Source organism: Pantoea sp. paga (genome assembly GCF_007558755.1).
Taxonomy (GTDB): domain Bacteria; phylum Pseudomonadota; class Gammaproteobacteria; order Enterobacterales; family Enterobacteriaceae; genus Pantoea; species Pantoea agglomerans.
Map to the genome: position 1 here is coordinate 57,780 of NZ_VLTF01000012.1, position 15,707 is coordinate 73,486.

Here is a 15,707-nt window from a genome sequence, read left to right on the forward strand (position 1 = left end):
GCAGTGGGAAACGGTGTGCCAGCACACTCGCTCCTTGCCACGTCGTTGATTCGATTCAGAGATGCCTCAGTGGTAACCCTTCTTATTCTGTCATTTCCTTATCAATTTCACTTCCAAACATTCGATTATAATGTGGAAGATCATCCGTCTTATCAAAAACATCTTTGAAGATTTCAAAATATTTTTCAGTTGCCCCCCTGCCTAAATTATTTATATTCGAAGAATCTGAGTGTGACCCTCTATGCATATAGCGACAGAAGGACTTGTAGGTAATATCACTTTCCGACTCTGCAAGTTTTTCTAATACTACTTTAAGGCTTTCCAACTTACATGAAAATGAAAAATAATATTCAAGAATATTTCGCATTACATTTGGAAGAACAACCGGATTCACAATACCATCTTTCACATTTTTTAATACCATCCAATAGGATTCATACTCATTTTTGATATCACCTTTAGACATGGCAATGACATCACTAAATTCATTCTTTACTACTCTCAATAAATTATATTGCTTATCGAAGGTTTTTATTTTAGGAGGTGCTAGTTTTAAAAGCTCTTGGAAAAAGAACAAGTTATGGGTAAGTACCAGAACTTTAGCTTCTGGTGCCATACCTTCAATAATTCGATAATGTATCAATGAAGATATTTCATAAATATAGTCATGAGATAGACTTGATATAGGATCATCAATTACAATTAACTTATCTTTAACCTCTCCTTCTTCGAGTTGACCTTCGCAACACTCCAAAAAATACAAGAAGGTTATTATCGTTTTTTCACCTTCACTTAATGATTTGTAAACTTCAACATTATCGTTCCCTCTGTGTATTTGAAAAAAATTTCTTTCATGTGCTTTTTTAATCTCTAAACCATTTAGCCCAAGATTTCTGAGGGATGCATTTATTTTATCTATAGTTTCGTCCATGTTAGAAACTTTTTTTCTGAGTTGTGAAAAATTATTTTTTTCCTGCTGTATTTCACCTTCAAGAGTTTCTTTCCTTTTTATTATTGTATTCCTTTCCTTTTTCAACTCATCCATATTACTGTTATTATTATCAATCACATCACCACATAAATTTCTCAATACCATCCAAAGCTTATTAGTAACATTGGAAATGCTCGCTTCATAAATATTTAACCTGTCATTAATTTCTTTTATTTCACCATTCAAATCTTTAATTTTTGTGTTCAATTCATCGTGATTCATTGATAAATCAGTGACTGATATTACAGCCGAAGGTTTTTCAATCTTTTCTTTGATAGCGTTTTTATTTAGTTCAAGTGCTTGCCCGTTCTGTGTGATGAGACTCCAGATACTATCGTCATCAGAAATGTAACCCGAGCCATTTAGAGAATGCTCTAATTCTCTTGTAAAATCGTCACAAGCTTTGGAGTAATCATTATGAAAAGATCTAAGATCTTCTAATCTTAGTTCATATATTTCGTCAAAGACATCGCTTATTGCTTTTAAGAAATCATTATTGATTGTATCTCCTTGGCAGAATGGACACTTCGTGTCATTAACATATCCTAATCCCAACTTGACCCAATCTGCATTCCCTAACTCATTAATAACATTTGAAAGGTAACTATTAGACGATGGGATTAATGGTGTTAGGAGCAGTTCTTCCTGTAGTCTATTCAAGATAGGCATTGATGGGAGGTTGATTGAATTGAAAGAAGAACTTTTATTATTTTTTAATTTTTTATATTCATTTAAAACATCATCTGAACTAGCTTCATCTTTTCTAACTTGTGTGCATATTTTATTATATAGGCTATCTTTTCTTAAACTCCCAGTCATTAACTCAGTAAGCTCGGTTGATCTGATATGTGCTGTTTTTTTCCATACAGCATCTTTACAGCTATTCTCAAGCTTTGTAAGCATTTCATCTTTTTCTTTTATCCCATTTTCAAGCCGTGTCAGACTACCTTTTAAACTAGCCATTTTTTTATCTGACCGTTTAATATCCTCCATAACTTCTTTATTACTTTGACTCAATGTAAAAACACCAGGTTGTTCAGACTTATGATAAAACGAGTCTTCTACAAACTGATTGTTATATACGACATACTGATAATCATCTTTTTGACTAAAAGAACACTCCCTGTATGATGAATTGGATGGGCTATAAAAATATCCTGATATGGTAGATTTACCGCTTCCATTTTGACCATATATAAGATTTATTTTTTTACTCAAATCTATATTAATGCTTCGTTCTTTAGAATAGCTTCTTACATTTTTAATCACTAACTGTGCCATTGATATATTCCTTTTATTCTACAAGACACAAAAATAATTTAAAATGGCTCATTTATGAGCCATTTATATATGATCGTCAATATTTACTCCAGTTATCTTCCAGCCACGAAGTGACATTCTTGTGGCTTCTGATATCACTAGGCAAGTATTCTTTTATCATCTTCTCAGCCTTGAGTGCTGATTCCTTACTTTTAAAAGAATGCTTTTCTGCAAATCTATTTAAGAACGGAAGAACTTCATATCCTTCGTTTCTGCTGAGCAATGTGCTGTCAGGCTTACCTGTTTTTTTAGGATCGTCATCACCTATAGCAGTCCAACTATAGGTATATTTCAAATCTGATTTATTTATAAGGGCCATCATAACCTCCAAAATACAATTGATGATATTATCGGTTTGAACACTATTTACTTTATTTTAACGAGCTAAAATACTTAGAGAATTTAATAACTGTGTATCCAAGGTTTCCCTTGCCGGTGTGGGTAGCCCATTTGCAACTCTGTAATTCTTAATGGCTGTTCGTGTCGCTGGTCCCATGCTCCCGTCAATATTGCCGTTGTAAAAACCTTTATCGAGTAAGGCAAACTGCACTCTCATGATCAACCGCTTACGTTTTTCTGTATCAGCAGTCAGCCCACTACTTGCACGGTTGGCACCTGTGGTTCCTGCTGAGCTTGTTGTAGTTGAGCTATCAGTGTCGTTAGAACGAAGCGAACGGATTGAGGAGGAGGAGCGAGTTCCTGAACTGGATGAGTCTGAGGTGCTTGGCGAGCTGTATGTTTTGGGATAGTAAGGAGTGCTTCCGCCATAGTATCCACCGCCTGATGAAGAACGGTGTGAGCTGTGGCTACGGTGAGAACTGTGACTTCTGTGTCCGGCAATGTAGAACGGCATTTCGGTGTTGAGCGGAGCTATCACCAAATCATGTTCGTTCAAAGTCATACCAGGTAAATCACTGGCACCAGTAGATGAATCACTTGCCCATACTGAATTGTTAAGAGCCAAAAAACCAGGAAGCAGAGCCGCGAAATTAAACTTTTTCATATTATTGGTCTCGGAGGTTGATGAAAACGGCCTTTTGATGAACTGAAATAACCAGCACAGGAAGACTTCTGAGTGCATTCATCACATTCTTTGGGATAGTAATTTTTCCAGTCAGAGATGGACTGTGTAGCAAAACCCCATGCCCTTTCAGGAAGGTGGCACAGTGGGTAATTGAAGATGGTAAGAGGGATACCTGACCTGTGTGCAGTGTCTAAAGCCGAAAGGATTTTTTCGCTGTAGTTGTCGTGCTCTATGAAGATTGATGACCAGTTCTTACGGGCCCATCCAATCGACTCTAACCCCATCAGGGAGATCTGGTTAATGTTGGAGAACACACGACCAGCAAACTCTACTATGTCATCAAGCTCTGTGTAGTTCGCCTGAGTAGGGATGACTCTAAGTTCTATGTTGATCCCTGAGTTACCGGCATTGATCATTCCCCTGATTGTTTCATCAAATGCTCCCTCGCTTCCGACCAGATAGTCGTGCACTGATGCTCTTGAAGAATAAAGCGGTATCCCGAACGTGATTTTGATCTTTTCGCTTCGTTCTTTCATCTGCTGGGTAAAACTGACATCCGCAAACTTCCGTCCGTTGGTTAGAACATGCAGTGCTGTGTCAGGAGAGTTTTCGATGATGAAGTCCAGAAAATGCAGGAAGTCTTCGCCGTAGAGCAAAGGCTCTCCCCCGCTCACTCCCACTACTCCATTCAGAGAGAAGGAAGCGATAGCGAGAGCTGACTGGTTGAGAAGCCAGTCATCGTTTCCAGCTTTAGGAGGCTGAGAACAAAACAGGCAACTGTTGTTGCACCTTTCAGTGACAAGGACAGTGTTGTGGTTTGCTCTGCGGGACAGTATCACCCGGAGCATGTTGCCGTTGTTGACGATCCCAATGTCACCATCTTCAATGGAATCGAAAAGTTCCTGACTCGCAATCGAGTCTGCAAAATATGCAGGCAGTCTGGCATCGAGTTGTGTCGCAGTGACAAGCAAATTTGGCAGATAGAATTGAGGATTCTCGGGCTTGGTTTTACACAGGCAATAGAAGCCTTGCTGAACTGGTAAGTCGGATGAAAACCGGAAAATATCGTTTCTCAGCACCTCAGACATAAGCCCACCTTTTGAGCATCTCAGCCATTGGTCCATCCTGAGAGATTTCATTCAGCAGGAAGCGGAACATCCCTTTATGATACTGGCAGAATGTTGACCGACTCTTGTCACCAACAGGCTCGCCATGAACACTGATGTTCTGACAAGGATCTGCTCCACAGAAAGGCTGATATGCGCAGGTGTCACAACCTGGCATGGCGAAGTTGAATGATGATGAGAGAGCGGAACGGTAGTATTCGTTGCTACTGAATGACAGTGAAGCAAACTCTCCTGCACTGAAATCTGCTTCGGGATTTACTTTCTGAAGCATACGGCTTTCATCGCTACCGTATACCTTGCCGTCATAGTTGAACAGGATGCAGTTCAGCACTACTCCGCTTGGTGATTTCAGATCTGCATAACCACTGAAGCCCGGATTGAAAATTCGCTTTAGATGGATTGAAGCTGAATGCTCAACGACAGGTATGCCCTTCTGGTTCTGAAGCAACACTTCCTGCATTAACTTTTTATAAAACTCAAAATATTCAGGCATTGAAAAAGTGAAGCTCTGCTTCTGAGCAAACCCATAGGGACTTACTGGCCTGATAAACATGTCGGTTAGGCCAAGAGACAGATGAGCATCCACAATGGAGGCTGGATCTTTTGTCAGCTCCTTAGTAACTGTGGTTACCGTAGCTACCCGATTAGCTCCCAGCTCTTCTGTGATTTTTCTAATGCCCGTGACAGCTTTGTTGTGAGCCTGATAATCGGTGAGGATACGATTCTTGTTGTGGACGGCTTCATTCCCATCAAGCGAGACGGAGAAGGTGATGTTCCGTTTTTTAACCCAAGAGATGATATCTGCATCGAGTATGGAGAGACTCGTAGCAATAACCATTTCGAAAGCATCACTACCTAATGAACTCTCGCATTCCTCATAAATTGCCCGAACGAGATCGAACCTGAGGAGCGGTTCTCCGCCCTGCACTTCAACCTTGTATGGAGGGGTGCCCAGCTTCTTAATGGTGCTTACGATTTCCGGTATCAGTTCTGGGTTCAGATCGTAACCATCAGCGGTGACCGATGCTCTGCTGACTTGGCAATACTTGCATGTGTGATCGCACCTGAGAGTCGGCACAATCATGAAGATTGGTCTGACGGCCAGTTCGTTCATCAGTCGTTTGGCAAAGGCAGAACTTAGGGAGGCTTTTGAAACTGCCTGAGTAGCATCGTCTGAAATGAACAATCTGCTTTCAAGTAGCCGGGAGGTTGTTTGTTCTGGAGGGAATTTGTTATCGGCAAGAAGATGTAGCTCTTCGTCATCGACGAAGCTGTGAAAGCCAGCAAGGTTGCTGATGAAGACTTTGCCATTGCTAAGGCGGTCAAAGTTGAATGGCATCGTATTCATTCGGCAAGTCTCGTATCGATGCTCCTCAGAACATTGTCGATGATAGAAGCCCTGACTTGGCCGGTATGTGCCTGGAGCTTCTCTCTTAGCTTGTAATCATTCAACAGTCGTTCAAACTCGAACTCAATCTCGTCGTTCCAATGTTCAAACGAAATGAACCAGTGCTCATCGTCTTCATCAAGCTTCCAGCGGGTGACAGTACTCATCCAGTAAAGGCTATTCCTCAACACCCATTCGGAATGCGTTGTTTTTGATATATTTTTTTGCATAACATTACCACCCAGAAAGTATCAAAGAAGAAATCCCAAAATTTTAGTTACCTTTCAAAGAAAGCAATAAACCTCGGATGACATGGCAAAAAAACAGCAACCACCAATAACTATATGTTTTATAAGAATTTATTTTTTATAATTTACAGAATATTCTTATGCTGCAATATTAATCATCATGTTTGAGAATGTAAATTTGTTTTGAAAATTTTTATGACGCATGCCAATATGATTACATGAACTTATGATTTGATTAAATTACGTGCATCAAGAGGCACTGGCTAACTTATTGATTTAAAATGTAATAATGGAGAATCAATCAAATGTCTGAGAAACCAGCGGAAGATGTATGTTTCACATGTCAGCAGTCCCTGCATGATTCTGTTATAATTGAAAAAGATGGCGAGGTGTTCAAAAGTTGTCCTTCATGCTCAAGTAAAGCAGGCACGCATGTTTTCTATAAACATGATGATTTTGGTATGCGAAATATGGGTGATGGTCGATTCATCGTCCAGTCATGGTGTCAAGGGTGCCGATTACAGGACGGTGTATATCCCTACAAAGTATTTAAATGTTAATAACCAAATTGAAACTATACACAAGCCATTGATTTTACCACTCTATTTCATGATGATTTTTTTGTTATAATTTTTCTAATATTCATTTTAGAAAAAATGAATAAATACCCTCATATTTAGTGAAAAGTCAGGAAATCAAAAATATTTTTATGTAAATTGAAACAAAAAGGCCATATTTTAGATGTCAATACATAAAAAATTGACAACCAACCAAAAATGTAGTATATAAAAGGTAGTTGTTAGCTAAAGGAGAACATCATGACTAATATCTTACTGCGAGAAGAAGACTGGGGTCTTTTTTAAAGACCTCTCTACCTAATCTAAATAAAAGCGCCTAGCGGCGCTTTTTTATTAACTAAGGAAAGTTCTATGGAAGATATGTTAATTTATTTTTTTGGTCCTGAGAAAACACTACCAATAAACTATTTACCCCCATTAATAACCTCCATTTGTACGTTTATTACGGCCGCATTGGCAGCTTTGATTGCAATTATCACCGTAAGCAAAAACAGGAAGACAGCACGAGAAAAAAACGCTCTTGAATTTGAATTGTTTTGCCAGACAAATGTCACATTCATTCAGCACTGGGATAATGTAAGGAGGTTAATTACACCCATGATTAAAGATAATATGGTTATAGATGAAAGTATCAGAACCACAATTTTAGCCCCATATCTTGAAAGATATTATTTCTTATCAAGAAAAGATTATAAAAAAGAGTCAGAAAGCGTTTCTGGTGCAGTAACGATAGCCCCTAAAAAAGAGGTTATAGAAGGATATGAAAGTATACTATATATACTGAATTCTTGGGAGCGGTGTGCAAATGCAGTAAGGCATAAAGTTTATGACGAGGAATTTATTTACAGTGCTCAAGGGACAACATTAGTTTTAACATATAACGCACTGGTGCCAATGATCGAATGTAGGAAAAAAAAGAACATAAGAGCTTTTCTTAATGTTGAGTGGTTGGCTACAAAATGGGATTTAAATCACACCATTAGAGGCTCACTTAACAAAACAACATTACAAACATTGCGAACAATAAATGAAGCCAAGACTGAAATACATAACAGCAATAACCTTTTGGTTGACAAATCGAAATTGAATAAGTTCCTAAAAAAACTAAAAAAATATCAAAAACCATCTTTTTAAAAAATCATAAAAAATGGTGCATATAAATGCTTAATTTTTTAAGCAAGGGCTAACTCATAGATGCTCCGCATCTTTGAGTTGCCTTGCTTTTTCTTCCCTTCGGTTGAAAAAGAAAGATCAAAGCCCCCCCACAAGCAAAAGCCAAACCATTGACACTATTGAGGTTTATGGTATTTATTACATATAGCATACGGATTTGCTATTAAGCCTAAATATCAAAAGGAGTTGATATGGAAAAAATAAATATTATTTTCGATGATGAGTTTCCCTCTTCGTTTACCAATAATCCTGTCGCAAAGAAGTTACCTCCCAACCGTCTTCGCAGGTATTCAGTAACTGTCAGGTTGAATGAGGTTGAGCTGAGCAAAGTAAACCAGTCCAGAGGACAGCTCAGCAGAAGCTGTTGGCTGAGATCTTCAGCCCTCAAGCAATTGCCTCCCTCAGTTCCTGAGGTGAACAAAGAAGCCTGGCATCAACTGACGGCTTCTCTGCAAAAGTTGAATGACCTCACTTCATTTCTTATTCGTCGCGGATCTGATGCTCAGCCTTTGAGTAATGAAGTCGATACTCTCAGGCTGAAGCTATCTCATGTGAGAGATGCCCTGCTCTCACTCGATAAGTGATTTTCCGCTCGTGAAAGGAATGCAAAAAATCCGCAGGGGTAGGTGCTTCAGAGGTGTTGTATCATATGCACTTGCCCCAGCATCTCATCACAAAACAGCTCCTGTGATAATCGGCGGTAACATGATTGGCTTATCTGTCGATGAGGTGACTGTTGAGTTCATGCGAACACAGAAGCTCCGCCCAGATGTGCAGAAACCTGTCTGGCACAACTCTCTTCGGCTTCCTATAGGAGATTCACTCACTGATGAGCAATGGAAGCTTGTGGCTAGCGACTACATGAAGCGCATGGGATTCGATGATACCCATCTTCGTTGTTATGTCCTACACGATGATGAGGCCGGCCAGCACATACACATAATTGCTTCTCGCATCCGTATACCTGATGGCCAGCTCTACCTTGGCAGAAATGAGAACCTCATCAGCACCAGGATCATTCATGAGCTTGAGCGGGATCATCTGCTTACACGAACCAAAGGTTCATCTCCTTCTTCAACACCCAAAGTCAGGAAAACTGGAAGGAATGAGGAAATGATGGAAGCAAGGACAGGCAACAAAGCACCAAAGAAAATCATCCAGGAAGCAATTGAGGCGGTGCTCAGTTTCTATGGCACCATCACCATTGACGATTTTGTTTACGAACTCAGCAAGCTAAAGATAACAGCCAAAGCGAGTATTGCTTCTACGGGTAAAATGAATGGCTTCTCATTTGAGTATGCAGGAATCGCCTTCAAAGCATCTCAGTTAGGTAAAGTCTACTCTTGGTCGAGCCTGAGTAAGAGGTTTATCCTCCCCCCTGCTGTCGAGCCTCAGGTGATAGCTGATACAGGGTTGCCTGAGCTGGAGTCAGAAGCAATGGAAAGCCTGGCTAACATAGACGACGAGCCAATGTTCAACTCCCCGGCTATTCCACACATTGAGGAGCCGAATACTAAACAGAATGGCAGTGTTCGCTGGCTACTATGGGTCCCATACCTGAAGCAGATTATCCAAGCCTTGAAAGCAACGGGTCTGAGCATTCTCAAGCCGTCAATCAAGATGAAACCTTTCCATTTCGTTCCCCCCACCCAAAACCTTGGCGATAAAGAACCACTCGCAATCATCATAGAAAGCACCAGTGGGAAAAAAAGATTTTCTGTTTGAAGCCTCTTAAACCTGCTAGTTATCAGTAGCTTAAAACTACACATTAAGTCAAATGCGCTATCTATTCTTATTAATAATCATATTGATAGGAAAAACCGATCGATCGTTTTTACAGATCAATTTCAATATCATGATAGCTTATAGCTATCAAAAAGATCTGATCGATCGGTACAAATGATTTGCTAGAAACTCATTACTGGCCGTAATGTAACTTCAAACGAAGCGATATAGCTCACTGATTTATCAGCAAAATAAGCTGATGGATGCGTGCGCTCTGAATCCAACGAAACAATACTGGATGATTTTATGACAACAATGACTGAAGTTAAGCAACCTAGTTTCCTGATGATGAAGCGAGTATGGATTGCTATCGCTTTACCAATCGTCATTTTTTTCTTTTTAGGTATGCAAGGTTTAGTTCAGCTTGCGATGATTTGGGTTTTCGTAAGCATTATGCTTTTGATGTTCGCCTATAAGAAGTTCAAAGTTAAGAAGTGGAATGCCAGCACCAGGGATTATTTTAATGAGAAAAATGATGGTATCTGGAGTCATGAATATTTCAGTTCGATGATGATCATTGATACCAATAAAGGAAAAATTTTCTTAAAAGAAGAAAAAAAACAAAAAACTTATAACTTTTCAGATGTAAAGGAGTGGAGATATAATTTATCACACGGAGGCGAAATTGTTGGAGGCGGATTAAATAGCCTGACCCTAAATAATATTAACACTAACAAAAACCTGTATGAATCTGGCTTCTTCGTAACCGTAAATGATGTTCAGCAACCAGAATGGCACATTCGATTTTTCCCGAAAAGCGGGCATATCAATACTCAGGATGGTGTGAGAGATCTTGAACTTCAGTTTAAGAGTTGGATGCAAGTCTTCGATCAAGTGTTTAATAAATAACTATTAGGGGTAGAAACTACTCCACTAAAATCTGGATTAAACTGATGCTAAATAAAGAAAAATTGTTAGTTGCTTTGATTGCTATTTTTTTAAGTGGATGCCAACAAATTGAGTCTGGTGTAAACACCATTGATTCGTCAATAAAATCGTTAAATGAAAAATTAAGCCCGAGCAAAAAGATCAAAACCCAGGACAGTGGTCAAAAAATTGAATTATCTTCTTCAAAGGTAGTCAGTGGTTTAGGTAAAATCTGCTCCGATTATGATAGCAATACCACAATGTCTGAGAAGAAATGGACAGGTCAGGTTGTTAAAATTCAGAATGCTAAAATAGTCAGGGTGTCAGAATTCAATAGTGCCAAGACATTGGGTGCTAAGGTTCATGGTGAATACGGAATATTGTTTAGAACAACCGACACAAGGAAATGTATGGGAGTTTTACATATCCAATACTATGATGGTTTAGAGAATGATATTGCCAGCTTTAAAAAAGACGAAGTGATTGCTGTTACCGCAAAAATCAGCAGTTTTTCATATGTAAGTAACTGGTCGCAGTATACTGAAAGCCAGAACTTTACCACCGTAATAGATTTAACTGGTATTGTTACTAAACTATAACACATTTAATAAACAAGCGGGATTTTTACGTCCCGCTAATTCCTTATGGATTCCTTCTTCAGCATTAAAAAAACCTTATAAAAGATGAATTCCTTCACTGATTCTTATAGGTTATAATCAGATCAAGCGATGAAGGAGATGAGCCATGAAAGAAACGATTACTAGAGAAGAACTTAAAAATTATGGATTTACGGACAATCAAGTAAATATCTTACAAGAATACTCTGACAAAGATAACAAGCCTTTCATAACCCTTCTGGAAGAACTGAAAAAACGATTTTATGCCGGAGTGCTTTTAATATCTTTGATGACTATCGCTTTATTGGCATCCGCCGTCAACTATGATAATGGGCATCTTATTGGTGTCGTTATAGTTTCTATTATTTTATATGCATCTGTATTATTTTTGATCCCAATGCAATTTGGCTACAAGGCAATGAAATATTTAAAGGCAAAGAAAAATTCTCTTTAATTATTTTCATTTCTTCCTGTGTGAAGATCATACATCAGCTTCAAATTAGGCCCATTACTGACAATTTTTAGAGCAAGAGAAGCTTTGCTTATATTGTTAAAGTGACGGGCATAATCGCTTGGTATGTTTCTGAACAATCTCCAGGCATCAGGCTTAACAGTAAACTTCAATAGTCCGTATGCTGAGAGTCCTACATCCATTGCTGTGTAAGCTTCCCTACCTGTAGTTGCATCGAAGCCAAGGAATTCAGCCGAAGCGATATAACCCTCTTTAACCAATCCAGTACGTTCTTTCTCGCCTATTAGCGAGTATACACTTTCCTCGACAGAGTTGGCTCCGTGCATAACCAGGAACAACCCTGCTCCGGCACCAACAACATTCCCGGTGACAAATGAAGCGACAAAGATTCCAACACCTGTTACAACCTGAAAAGCTCCAGTAACCACTCCTATACCGTTGATGATATAACCCAGTTCGTTCTGGTAACCTTTGACCAATTCTACTGAAGCATGAACTACGGCTTCACCGCTTCTGAGCATACGGTCCTGGATTGACAAGTAATCTTGCTCAATCTTTAGATTTTGAACACATTCCTGGCACTCATTTTCAGATTTTGAATTACGTATTGTATGAATCTGATTATCAATAAATTTTTGGATCTCATTTTGAAACTGCAATCTGGCAAAACCGTCCTTAAGATGGATCGCTGAGATAAAATTTGCTTGGCTAATTAACTGATTAGCCTCAGCATTTGCCATGACTAAAAAGTAATTTAGGAGCCTGTTTTTATCGAGGTAGTTGTCCATGCATTTGCCCTGTGCGATTATAGATCCAGTAATATATTTAAACAGATTCAGTTGAAAACGAAAAGAGGAAGCTCGAATGAACACGGATATCTACCTGAAAATCGATGGCATCACTGGCGAGGCAAAAGACAGTAATCATGCTGGATGGATCAACATTGACTCGTTTACATGGGGTGCGAGCCAACTCGGAAACATGTCCGTTGGCGGTGGTGGCGGAGCTGGTAAAGTGAGATATCTTGATCTGAGTGCACAAGCACCGATTGATAAGGCAACTCCAGCTATCATGCGGTATGTATCTAACGGAAAACATATAGCTAAAGTCGAACTATCAGTCTGCAAAGCAGGAGGTAGTCAGATCGAATACTGTCGTATCACCCTTGAAGAAGTATTGATTACTAATGCAATTTTTAACGGGTCTTCACAAAGGGATCTCGTAGGTATGACTTACCAGTTCCAGGCATCTAAGGTCAAAACACAATACTGGGAGCAGTCCTCTACTGGCGGTAAGGGGGCTGAGTCCCAATCGGCATGGAACATTAAAGAGAATAAAGAAAGCTAATTTTCAATTAGTAATCTTCAAAGCACTGTTAGAGTGCTATAGATGAATAACTAATAAAGGTCAGAAAATGCTTGATAACAAAGAAACCACCCTTAGATTCAATTCTCCGATAGTAATGAAATTATTAAGTTTAGTTCCTTTGGCTGGAATCATTTACTGTTTAGGGGCATCAAGTCTTTGGATATATCTAAACAGATTAGGCCGTCTCGATGTCTTTTCTTTGGTTTTAGAAAGTGAAAAAACGTTTGATATCATCGCCATTTTTTTGATCATGTCGATAATATTATTCATGCTTTTATTTTATACTCCATCCGCATTAATGATCCTGTCCTTCAACAACAAATTTTACAAGAGTGAACGTTACCCTGAAACAATAGAATATTCGAGCAAAGCGATATTAATAACATCTATACTCACAACAACAGCGATTTTTTTCATAGCATTTTATTCATTATTTGAACTAACTTCAAAAAACATATGGACCTTATTCGCAATAGCGACTCTAGTAAATTTATTTTGCTTGTATTTCTTTAATAGAAAGTTTTTAAAAGGTGGCGTTTTATATAACAGAGTAGCTTTATATAAATATAAATGGTATCTATTATTCACTTCGTTGTTAATTGGAGTGATAGCTATTACCCCTATGACTGCCCTATCCTTATTTATCCCTTTAATTGAAATTAATGATGATTCATCTCCTGAAAGTCTTGCAAGTGTAGTTCTTGTTTCATTAGCTATTATAATTATGTCGCAGATCCCGGCAACATTATTTCTTCGAAAAGAAGACATACCCTCATCCTTTAAGAGATCATGTTTATCGGTTGGAATATCTCTTCTTTTATTAATTCCGATATCTTTTGTAATTAAACCAATCCCCATAATGATAATAGACATTTCAATGAAATTATCAGGAGTTACAGACTTTAGAGAACATAACTATACAATCAACTCTGATGATTACCCTGTGGAAATTTTTGATTATCCAAACTGGAATATACAAAAAAATGTCGCAAATAACAAATATACTATTAAAGGCGTCACCTTTTTTTCATACAAAAATATAAGCTTGGTTTGCCCAGTCGATATCAAAAAAACATATAAGGAAGCAAGAAAATTTTCAATATTCGACAAGGATTTCGATGAGAACACCTTAATTAACCTCGATAAAAAGATGCAATCATGTTTCGTTTTCGACAAAAGTAAAATTATTCAGTGGAAAAGCCCAACCTAAAAAAAAGGATCGTAATTTCATTTCTGTAATTACGATCCTTAACATTTAAATTTACCTTATTTTACTTCTTGTTGATTTTTCTTTCACCGAAAATGAGTGTTGGTCAAAACTAACTTTCTGTTGCTTGAATATCGTTTCAACATCGTGATCATTCCATATTATATATTCAACAATGAATTTATAATAATAAAGAACTCTTTCCAAACTAACTGTATCAGGTATTGTATGAAAATTAGGGCTAAGCAATGCAGATGAGAGAACAGCAATAATATTACTCGGCCCTTTCAAATGAGGATTTTCATAGTCTTGCTGATACTTCAAAAAATATCCTACACAGAAAAGGTAGGCATCTTTCACAATCTTTTCTTTGTTACACTGAGACTCATCATACCTAATTATAAACCTATTGAGTAAAATCAAAAAACGTTGATCTGGCAAATATCTTTGTAATCTATTCATAGTAAGCATCCTTGCTAGTTTGTCATCCGTGACATATTATTTATAGCGTATTCTATTTCAAAATCAACTTTTCTAACCTGAATAATTTACTCTTTATCAGTCTTTTCCCTATCAACTGGCATCAGGGGTGCATTGAGTTGATATTCTTTAATCCCATATTTATAAGCATTAAACTGCCATATTATGAACTGTTGTTTCAAAACCCTAACTTCTTCTTTGAGCGATTCATTTTTTAGTTGCAGATTTCTTATCTGCTGTGAAGCAATGTTCAGGTTTGCAGGTCTTTTGACTTCAGATGCACCAGATTTTATGTTTTTCTTTTGAAGTTCAAAAGCCCTTACTATCTCTTTATGCTGACTAAGGGATTGTCTTGTCGGTCTCTTACCCAGAAGCTCTGTAACAGAGTCACAAAGGTTTTCCCAGGTAAACTTCCCCTGCCTTAAAGTCTGCCATCCTGCTATAGAATTTATAATTATTTGTAGGTCTTTATTAGTTAGGTGTTTGGCCATTATTGTTCTCCTTGTTTGTTATCTTGTCATCCTTCTTCATTTCTAAAATCCGAGACAGGTGTGAAAAATCGTCACCATGCGTTCTTACAAGCGAACCATCAGGCAGTTCGGGGTTTTCCATTAATGCAATCATCCCTTTCACTCTTTCAAGGGTTTTGGTTTGATGCAGATACCACTTATCAGCCCCAAGTTCCTCCTCACTGATAGCATCTTTTACTTTATCAACGAGTTGTTCGGTCGTATCAAGTAAGGACCTGAGCCTTTCAAGTTTCTGCATCTCCCCTTTGACACATATCTGCTCACTACAGTTGATACAATCAAAGTATTTGCTACAGGGAGCTAAAATGTAATCGTGCACACAATATCCATATTCAGTTGTATGAACAGCACCATGCTCTACCTTACTTTTTAAATCACTAAGAGTGGAGATTTCGAAGTTGTCATTCACATCACTATTGCAGGGAATTATAGCTTTCTGATTAATCCCCAGAGTTTTCACTTTTTCAATCATCTCATCTTCAGTGATGTGGTTGTAAACTCTGTTTTGTGTAACTGATACTCTTCCTGACCAC

The 15,707-nt window shown here is 38.2% G+C and carries 17 protein-coding genes and 1 pseudogene; 8 read left to right on the forward strand and 10 right to left on the reverse strand.

The window, feature by feature from the left end:
- Nucleotides 1-82: 82 nt before the first annotated feature.
- The 6 genes from FOV68_RS22285 to hxsD form a co-directional block, all read right to left on the reverse strand.
- Nucleotides 83-2,272, reverse strand: a complete 2,190-nt coding sequence (locus tag FOV68_RS22285) for an AAA family ATPase (protein ID WP_143991568.1) — start codon at nt 2,270-2,272, stop codon at nt 83-85.
- A 76-nt stretch (nt 2,273-2,348) separates the two neighbouring features.
- The gene (locus FOV68_RS22290; RefSeq protein WP_243408644.1) at nt 2,349-2,633 is read right to left on the reverse strand and encodes a hypothetical protein; all 285 of its coding nucleotides are present in this window, start codon (nt 2,631-2,633) and stop codon (nt 2,349-2,351) included.
- 54 nt (nt 2,634-2,687) lie between these two features.
- Nucleotides 2,688-3,314, reverse strand: coding sequence for a His-Xaa-Ser repeat protein HxsA (hxsA, locus tag FOV68_RS22295; RefSeq protein WP_143991569.1), 627 nt, complete (start codon nt 3,312-3,314; stop codon nt 2,688-2,690).
- Nucleotides 3,311-4,423, reverse strand: coding sequence for a His-Xaa-Ser system radical SAM maturase HxsC (hxsC, locus tag FOV68_RS22300; protein WP_143991570.1), 1,113 nt, complete (start codon nt 4,421-4,423; stop codon nt 3,311-3,313). Before hxsC ends, hxsA begins: the two co-directional genes overlap by 4 nt.
- Complete coding sequence (hxsB, locus tag FOV68_RS22305) at nt 4,416-5,810, reverse strand: His-Xaa-Ser system radical SAM maturase HxsB (RefSeq protein WP_143991571.1); 1,395 nt, start codon at nt 5,808-5,810, stop codon at nt 4,416-4,418. The genes hxsC and hxsB overlap by 8 nt, the downstream gene beginning before the upstream one ends.
- Complete coding sequence (gene hxsD / locus FOV68_RS22310) at nt 5,807-6,079, reverse strand: His-Xaa-Ser system protein HxsD (protein WP_143991572.1); 273 nt, start codon at nt 6,077-6,079, stop codon at nt 5,807-5,809. The genes hxsB and hxsD overlap by 4 nt, the downstream gene beginning before the upstream one ends.
- Before the next feature lie 947 nt (nt 6,080-7,026).
- Between hxsD and FOV68_RS22320 the strand changes: the two genes are divergently transcribed.
- The 6 genes from FOV68_RS22320 to FOV68_RS22345 all read left to right on the forward strand — a co-directional run bounded on the left by FOV68_RS22320 (nt 7,027) and on the right by FOV68_RS22345 (nt 11,571).
- Nucleotides 7,027-7,809 carry a DUF4760 domain-containing protein gene (locus tag FOV68_RS22320; protein WP_143991574.1) on the forward strand — a complete coding sequence of 261 codons (783 nt, stop codon included), beginning with the start codon at nt 7,027-7,029 and terminating at the stop codon, nt 7,807-7,809.
- A gap of 230 nt (nt 7,810-8,039) precedes the next feature.
- A complete protein-coding gene (locus FOV68_RS22325; RefSeq protein ID WP_143991575.1) occupies nt 8,040-8,432 on the forward strand; it encodes a hypothetical protein in 393 nt (130 codons plus the stop codon).
- Between the two features lie 19 nt (nt 8,433-8,451).
- Entirely contained in the window at nt 8,452-9,573 is a 1,122-nt protein-coding gene (locus FOV68_RS22330) for a relaxase/mobilization nuclease domain-containing protein (RefSeq protein WP_143991576.1), read from the forward strand.
- A gap of 306 nt (nt 9,574-9,879) precedes the next feature.
- Entirely contained in the window at nt 9,880-10,482 is a 603-nt protein-coding gene (locus tag FOV68_RS22335; protein ID WP_143991577.1) for a DUF4755 domain-containing protein, read from the forward strand.
- A 44-nt stretch (nt 10,483-10,526) separates the two neighbouring features.
- Nucleotides 10,527-11,099, forward strand: coding sequence for a hypothetical protein (locus FOV68_RS22340; RefSeq protein ID WP_143991578.1), 573 nt, complete (start codon nt 10,527-10,529; stop codon nt 11,097-11,099).
- A gap of 145 nt (nt 11,100-11,244) precedes the next feature.
- Nucleotides 11,245-11,571, forward strand: a complete 327-nt coding sequence (locus tag FOV68_RS22345; protein ID WP_143991579.1) for a hypothetical protein — start codon at nt 11,245-11,247, stop codon at nt 11,569-11,571.
- On the opposite strand, the gene FOV68_RS22350 is transcribed toward FOV68_RS22345, so the two are convergent.
- The gene (locus tag FOV68_RS22350; protein WP_143991580.1) at nt 11,568-12,377 is read right to left on the reverse strand and encodes a DUF4225 domain-containing protein; all 810 of its coding nucleotides are present in this window, start codon (nt 12,375-12,377) and stop codon (nt 11,568-11,570) included. The genes FOV68_RS22345 and FOV68_RS22350 overlap by 4 nt on opposite strands.
- Before the next feature lie 76 nt (nt 12,378-12,453).
- Here FOV68_RS22350 and FOV68_RS22355 point away from each other — a divergent pair, with 76 nt between their 5' ends.
- Together FOV68_RS22355 and FOV68_RS22360 are read left to right on the forward strand one after the other, a co-directional pair.
- Nucleotides 12,454-12,936: a type VI secretion system tube protein Hcp gene (locus FOV68_RS22355; RefSeq protein WP_143991581.1), complete on the forward strand. Its 483-nt coding sequence runs from the start codon at nt 12,454-12,456 to the stop codon at nt 12,934-12,936.
- Between the two features lie 67 nt (nt 12,937-13,003).
- A complete protein-coding gene (locus FOV68_RS22360; protein WP_143991582.1) occupies nt 13,004-14,167 on the forward strand; it encodes a hypothetical protein in 1,164 nt (387 codons plus the stop codon).
- 51 nt (nt 14,168-14,218) lie between these two features.
- Here FOV68_RS22360 and FOV68_RS22365 read toward each other — a convergent pair whose 3' ends face one another.
- From FOV68_RS22365 to FOV68_RS22375, 3 genes and pseudogenes are all read right to left on the reverse strand, one after another.
- Nucleotides 14,219-14,626, reverse strand: coding sequence for a hypothetical protein (locus FOV68_RS22365; protein ID WP_143991583.1), 408 nt, complete (start codon nt 14,624-14,626; stop codon nt 14,219-14,221).
- 86 nt (nt 14,627-14,712) lie between these two features.
- Complete coding sequence (locus FOV68_RS22370) at nt 14,713-15,135, reverse strand: hypothetical protein (protein WP_143991584.1); 423 nt, start codon at nt 15,133-15,135, stop codon at nt 14,713-14,715.
- Nucleotides 15,116-15,707 (reverse strand): annotated as a pseudogene (locus tag FOV68_RS22375) (integrase); the annotation flags it as partial. The gene FOV68_RS22370 and the pseudogene FOV68_RS22375, both read right to left, overlap by 20 nt.

Bases quoted from the DNA above. Each gene is read 5' to 3' on its own strand.
- hxsB (WP_143991571.1), bottom strand. From the start codon at position 5,810: ATGAATACGATGCCATTCAACTTTGACCGCCTTAGCAATGGCAAAGTC.
- FOV68_RS22335 (WP_143991577.1), top strand. From the start codon at position 9,880: ATGACAACAATGACTGAAGTTAAGCAACCTAGTTTCCTGATGATGAAG.
- FOV68_RS22370 (WP_143991584.1), bottom strand. From the start codon at position 15,135: ATGGCCAAACACCTAACTAATAAAGACCTACAAATAATTATAAATTCT.
- FOV68_RS22285 (WP_143991568.1), bottom strand. From the start codon at position 2,272: ATGGCACAGTTAGTGATTAAAAATGTAAGAAGCTATTCTAAAGAACGA.
- FOV68_RS22290 (WP_243408644.1), bottom strand. From the start codon at position 2,633: ATGATGGCCCTTATAAATAAATCAGATTTGAAATATACCTATAGTTGG.
- FOV68_RS22320 (WP_143991574.1), top strand. From the start codon at position 7,027: ATGGAAGATATGTTAATTTATTTTTTTGGTCCTGAGAAAACACTACCA.
- FOV68_RS22355 (WP_143991581.1), top strand. From the start codon at position 12,454: ATGAACACGGATATCTACCTGAAAATCGATGGCATCACTGGCGAGGCA.
- hxsA (WP_143991569.1), bottom strand. From the start codon at position 3,314: ATGAAAAAGTTTAATTTCGCGGCTCTGCTTCCTGGTTTTTTGGCTCTT.
- hxsC (WP_143991570.1), bottom strand. From the start codon at position 4,423: ATGTCTGAGGTGCTGAGAAACGATATTTTCCGGTTTTCATCCGACTTA.
- hxsD (WP_143991572.1), bottom strand. From the start codon at position 6,079: ATGCAAAAAAATATATCAAAAACAACGCATTCCGAATGGGTGTTGAGG.
- FOV68_RS22360 (WP_143991582.1), top strand. From the start codon at position 13,004: ATGCTTGATAACAAAGAAACCACCCTTAGATTCAATTCTCCGATAGTA.
- FOV68_RS22345 (WP_143991579.1), top strand. From the start codon at position 11,245: ATGAAAGAAACGATTACTAGAGAAGAACTTAAAAATTATGGATTTACG.
- FOV68_RS22340 (WP_143991578.1), top strand. From the start codon at position 10,527: ATGCTAAATAAAGAAAAATTGTTAGTTGCTTTGATTGCTATTTTTTTA.
- FOV68_RS22350 (WP_143991580.1), bottom strand. From the start codon at position 12,377: ATGGACAACTACCTCGATAAAAACAGGCTCCTAAATTACTTTTTAGTC.
- FOV68_RS22325 (WP_143991575.1), top strand. From the start codon at position 8,040: ATGGAAAAAATAAATATTATTTTCGATGATGAGTTTCCCTCTTCGTTT.
- FOV68_RS22365 (WP_143991583.1), bottom strand. From the start codon at position 14,626: ATGAATAGATTACAAAGATATTTGCCAGATCAACGTTTTTTGATTTTA.
- FOV68_RS22330 (WP_143991576.1), top strand. From the start codon at position 8,452: ATGCAAAAAATCCGCAGGGGTAGGTGCTTCAGAGGTGTTGTATCATAT.